Annotated in this window: 4 protein-coding genes; all 4 read left to right on the top strand. The window is 49.8% G+C overall.

Going from position 1 to position 5433, the window contains the following annotated elements; all coding sequences use genetic code 11:
• Nucleotides 1–1721: DUF2345 domain-containing protein (locus JJB97_RS17335; RefSeq protein ID WP_238715335.1), on the top strand; the 1721-nt coding region annotated here is incomplete at its 5' end.
• Nucleotides 1722–1733: 12 nt separating this feature from the next.
• A complete protein-coding gene (locus JJB97_RS17330) occupies nt 1734–3572 on the top strand; it encodes a phosphatidylserine/phosphatidylglycerophosphate/cardiolipin synthase family protein (RefSeq protein WP_238715334.1) in 1839 nt (612 codons plus the stop codon).
• 13 nt (nt 3573–3585) lie between these two features.
• A complete protein-coding gene (locus JJB97_RS17325) occupies nt 3586–4623 on the top strand; it encodes an SEL1-like repeat protein (RefSeq protein WP_238715333.1) in 1038 nt (345 codons plus the stop codon).
• Nucleotides 4624–4659: 36 nt separating this feature from the next.
• Nucleotides 4660–5415, top strand: a complete 756-nt coding sequence (locus JJB97_RS17320) for a tetratricopeptide repeat protein (protein WP_238715332.1) — start codon at nt 4660–4662, stop codon at nt 5413–5415.
• Nucleotides 5416–5433: the final 18 nt, after the last annotated feature.

The raw sequence follows: 5433 nt of genomic DNA, 5'->3' as shown, positions 1-5433 counted from the left end.
TGCGCCTGCGTCCCGGCATGATTATCACCACGCCGGGCAGGGACTGGCCGGATGCGCCGGACGGCCTGCTGATAGTCTCCACCGCCTGCCACAATATCGCCCGGGATTCCTCCTACTTTATTACCTTCACCGCTGTGCCCTGGAGCATTCACCACACCTGGCGGCCTGAAGAGCTGCCCTGGCCTGCCATGAGCGGGACGCTGTCAGCCCGTATTTCCAGCACTACCGAAAACGACATCTACTCGCATATCGACGCGCAGGGGCGCTACCGCATCCGTTTCGACCCGGACCGGGGCGAGTGGCAGAAGGGGTTTGAAAGCTGTTGGGTACGGCTGGCAAAACCGTATGCCGGGGATGAATACGGCTTCCACTGGCCGCTGCTTGACGGCACTGGGGTGATGGTGGCGTTTGAGAACGGCGACCCGGACCGGCCGTATATCTCGCATGTGATGCACGACTCGCGCCACGGCGACCACGTGACGCAGCAGAATCACAAACGCAACATCCTGCGCACACCTGCGAAAAACACGCTGCTGATGGACGACTGGCGGGAGCATGAGTTTATTCATCTCAGTACGCCGCACTCGGGCAACAGCGAGCTGAACCTGGGGGCACTGGTTTCTGCGGGCCGGGAAAAACGCGGTGAAGGTTTTGAGCTGCGCAGCGACGGATGGGGCGCGTTGCGTGCGGGCAGGGGGCTTTTCATCAGCACCGACCTGCGCGCGCAGGGCGCTTCTGAACAGTTGGATATGAAAGAAGCGCAGCGCCAGCTTAAGGACGCGTTGAACCTGGCGCAGTCGCTCCACGAGGCGGCATCAGTGGCAAAAGCGGAGCTGGCGGACCTGAACGCACAGAAAGCGCTGCTGACGCAGAGCCTTGATGAGCTGAAACAGGCGGCGCTGTTGTTAAGCTCACCTGCGGGGATTGCCGCAACTACGCCCAAAACGGTGCAACTGCACGCCGGGGATAACCTGACGGTGACTGCCAACAATCAGGCGGATTTCTCGGCGCTGAAGAAAATAACGCTGGCAGCCGGAAAAGCTATCAGCCTGTTTGCCCGTGAATCGGGCATGAAGTTTTTTGCCGCGAAAGGCAACGTGGAGCTACAGGCGCAGAGCGATGAAATGCATCTGTCATCGCTGAAGGACATGACCGTCACCAGCCACGGCGGAAAAACCATCATTGCCGCCAAAGATGAGCTGCTGTTGACCTGCGGCGGGGCGTTTATTCGCATCAAAGGCGGAAAAATTGAATACGGCAGCCCTGGCAACCAGACGGTGAAGGCGGCTAACTGGATTGTGAGCGGGCCGGAGAAGATGGACATTACCCACCAGAGCTGGCCGCAGAGTGTGCCGAAGCAAAAGCTGCGTTTTATGCTGGCCGCCACGCCGCAAAGCCCCACCAAAATGCGCGCTTTTGAACCGTACACGCTATCTGCTAATGGTGCAGTGCTTCAGAAAGGGCTGACAGATGAAAAGGGTGCAATTGAGATTGAACATCAGATCCCGACAGACAAATATCAGATTGAGCTACTGAGTGGTGAAAAATTCACTATCCGAATGGTGAATGAAGGGGAAGACAAGCCGGAGGATGCCATTGTACGACAGGGATTCCGCGCTGTTGATCCCGCTCAGACCAAAGATGCGGCAAATCTTGGTACCCAGTTTAGCGTGGTGTTCCATCAGTTTCTGAACCCGCAGGCAAATGAGAACAATAAATAAGGATTTTCAGGCATGAGCAAGATTATTCCCACACCTCAAGTTTGCAGAGCGGTGCCAGGTCAGACTCAGGAAGTCATTATGACGCCTCAGTGGTTGCCTGAAAAATCAGAGTATCCCCCCTGCCGCGCGGCTTATACGCCGCTGATTAATGGAGCGCGCGCCTTTGAAGCGGTGGCTCGCGCTATAGAGCAGGCGAAAATCAGCATCGATATCATTACCTGGGGCTTCCAGGCGTCCATGTATTTTCAACGCCCGGGCGGAAAAATGATTGGCGAGCTTCTCGAAGAGGCGACAAAACGCAATGTGCGGGTCAGGGTGTTGGTTTGGTTTTCAGGAACCGGCCAGTTGATGGATCCGAATTTTCCCGGCTGGGAAAGTTTCTACCAGGTTGAGCAGCAGTGGCCGGATAAATACCCATCGATGAGCCAGACTGAAAGAGAGAAATTTTTTCAGAACCAGAAAAGCAATCACAACCGTTTACTGGCAACTGGAAAAGGTCTTGGCTACGAAACTGAAGAACAGTATCAGTACGACAAAGAGTGGCATTACCGTGTTGAGCACGGGCTGATTCCGGGGCTTGAAGTATGCAAGCGTGATCTGGCGGATGTAAAAGATTTAAGCCGAGTGAGTAGCCGACTGAAGGAGCTTAGCCCTTACCGGGTTGAGGATGACTCCTCCATGATGCGCGATGCTGCGCTGGGGCTGTTTTCAACACACCATCAAAAAATGGTAATGGTGGATTACGAGGATCCTACCCGAACGGTAGGATTTGTGATGGGGCACAATATGCTGTCGCAGTACTGGGATGATGACAAACATTCCAGAGTGCGTAAAAAAGAGGATGAAGGACGTGATGGTTTTACCGGCTGGCAGGATATTTCTGCTTGTGTATTTGGTGAAATCCTCTGGCATATGAATGAGAATTTTGTCGATAGCTGGGAAAAAGATGCGAAAGACGGCGGCCTGAAGATGACGCGGGCAGGCATTCCTTCCAGCGCATTTCTACCCGATCGCGCAAGACTGGAGGCGATCAACCAACGGCTTTCACTGCCTGTGCCGTTAAACCTGGTTATGGGGCAAATTTGCCGTACTCAACCACAGTACAAACGTTACGATATCCTCAAAGCCTATATGGAGAGCGTAAAGCGGGCGCGTAATTATATCTACATAGAAAACCAGTATTTTCGTTTTCATGAACTGGCAAAGCAGATCCGCAGCACGGTCAACGAGTTGATTCGCTGTGGACGTGATCCGGAACGACACGGTCCTCTGTATTTATTTGTGGTGACTAACAGCACAGAAAAGCCTGCGGATAAAAAATGGCCGTCCAACGCTATTGGTGGTCACCAGACTTACAAAATGCTGGAGGCGCTGGGGCGCCAGGATTTAATGCCGAAATATACCAATAAAATACGGGGCGTTGATCCGGATACGGAAGTTCCAGCATTGGATATTCCGGGCCTGAAAACGATTATTTGTACGCTGGTATCGCCAGATTCAGAAGCGGGCAAATGGCAGCCGGTATATGTGCACAGCAAGCTGATGCTGATCGATGATATATTTCTGATTCAGGGTTCGGCTAATATCAACTTACGCAGTATGGCATTTGACAGCGAAATTGCTATTGCGCTTCAGGATACGGATCAGGATCCGATTGTGCCGGAAGTTCGTCGCCGGTTGTGGGGGATGCATACTGATGGGAAAGGGATAGGGGATGATTTTGCGGCAGTTTATGAAGTTTGGGAAGATTTAATTAGTAAAAATAAAAAGAATAAGGATTCTAAAGGGAGACCGGAAACTGCACTAGTTGAATTTAGTGATAACAGTAAGAAATTGACCAACGGAGATTAAGGAACCGCCTTAAATGAAAAGAGTATTTTTAAAGTTAACAATAACTGTAGTGATGATACTCTCACTTTGTGGTTGTGTACGTATAGTTGGTTCGCCTGGTGGAGGTGGCGCTGGCATTGAAGTGACATCACCGCAATGGTATCAGGTCAGGCAGCAGAAAAAGGACAGGCAAAATATGGCGAGTGCGTTTCGGGAAGAAAATTTGCAGTTTACCTGTGTGAATGAAGCAGATAATCACCCACCGTTAGACCTCGAAGCAGATGGCTGGTTTAAGCAGGCACGTGTACTGGAAAAAGCCACAGGCCCGAAAGATTATGAAGCCATTGGCACGTTGTACCGTAAAGCAATTGCCCGTGATCACTATAAAGCCATGCGTAACTTGCAAAACCTGTTGATGGACGGTCTGGTAGAACCGCTGCCGGGAAAAACGGCACCTGAAGAAGCGGTAGGAATTGTAGAGCGTATGATCAAACTCAATATCCCTGCCGGTTATTACGCTATGGGCTATTATCTGGAAATGGGCTATGGTGTGGAACAAGATAGAAGTGCTTCCATTGCTTATTTTCGCAAGTCGGCAGATCTAGGTAGCCCTGAAGGGCAGTATAAAATTGGTCAAATATTTTTGTCACAATTGCTACCAGAATTAGGTGACAATCCTGCATATAGGCCGGATATTGGAAAAAAAATGCTGGACTGCTCAGTTAAACAAGGGTTTGGTGAATCAGGTTATCAATTGGCACTACATTTTTATATAGTTGATAAAGATTATCCGTCTGCTGTTAAATACTTTCAATTAGCCGTTCGCAATGGCAGTCTATTATCTGCAAGACAACTGAAAAGTTCATTTAATGCTCCGCTTATAACAGATAAAACGAACTACTTAGCGCTGGAAAAAGATCCCGAGCGAGTTCGCCGCTATGAGTTAATTCAGAAAGAGCTTCGCTATCATCCAGAGGCTCGTTTCCCAGACATTGATAAAATTGTTCCCCTGCCGCCAGCAGAACTACCAGCCTGGGATGGCACTTTTGAGTACAAAAAAGCACAGCAGTAACAGTGTTACCTGCTGATATTGATAAAGGAGAGGGTAATGAAACGGAATTCATTAAAAATATCGGCCATTGCTGCCCTGGCTTTTTCCTTGTGTGGCTGCGTACAGGTTGTCAGTTCCCTTGGGGATGGTGGCTCAGGCATAGAAGTGACGTCACCGCAATGGTATCAGGACAGACAACAGAAAAAGGACAGGCAGAACGTGGTAAACACACTCCAGGAAGAAAAATTGCAGTTTAATTGCGTAGATGAGGAAGACAATCATCCACAGTTAGACCCACAGGCAGACACTTGGTTTCGGCAGGCCCGGCTACTGGAAAAAGCCTCAGGTCCTAAAGATTATGAAGCCATTGGCACGTTGTACCGTAAAGCAATTGCCCGTGATCACTATAAAGCCATGCGCAATCTGCAAAACTTGTTGATGGACGGTCTGGTAAAACCGCTGTCGGGAAAAACGGCACCTGAAGAAGCGGTAGGAATTGTAGAGCGTATGATCAAACTCAATATCCCCGCCGGTTATTACGCTATGGGCTATTACCTTGAGGTAGGCTATGGAGTAGAGCAGGATAAAAGTGCCTCTATTGTATATTTTCGTAAATCAGCCGATTTAGGAAGTCCTGAAGGTCAGTATAAAGTTGGAAATATATTTCTTTCAAAGGTATTACCGAGTATTGGCTATAATCCTGCATATCGCCCTGATATCGGAAAAAAAATGCTAGAATGCGCTGTTAACCAGGGGCATGCGAAATCAGGCTTTGATTTAGGCCTTCACTACCAGCTAAATAGCTGCGCCTAATACCGCTACACTTTTACC

This window comes from Tenebrionibacter intestinalis, assembly GCF_016632365.1.
GTDB lineage: Bacteria > Pseudomonadota > Gammaproteobacteria > Enterobacterales > Enterobacteriaceae > Tenebrionibacter > Tenebrionibacter intestinalis.
This window is presented reverse-complemented; position numbering and strand designations above follow the sequence as displayed.

What these genes read in the sequence shown, in the direction of transcription:
- JJB97_RS17330 (WP_238715334.1), top strand. Translation starts at nt 1,734, where the DNA reads ATGAGCAAGATTATTCCCACACCTCAAGTTTGCAGAGCGGTGCCAGGT.
- JJB97_RS17325 (WP_238715333.1), top strand. Translation starts at nt 3,586, where the DNA reads ATGAAAAGAGTATTTTTAAAGTTAACAATAACTGTAGTGATGATACTC.
- JJB97_RS17320 (WP_238715332.1), top strand. Translation starts at nt 4,660, where the DNA reads ATGAAACGGAATTCATTAAAAATATCGGCCATTGCTGCCCTGGCTTTT.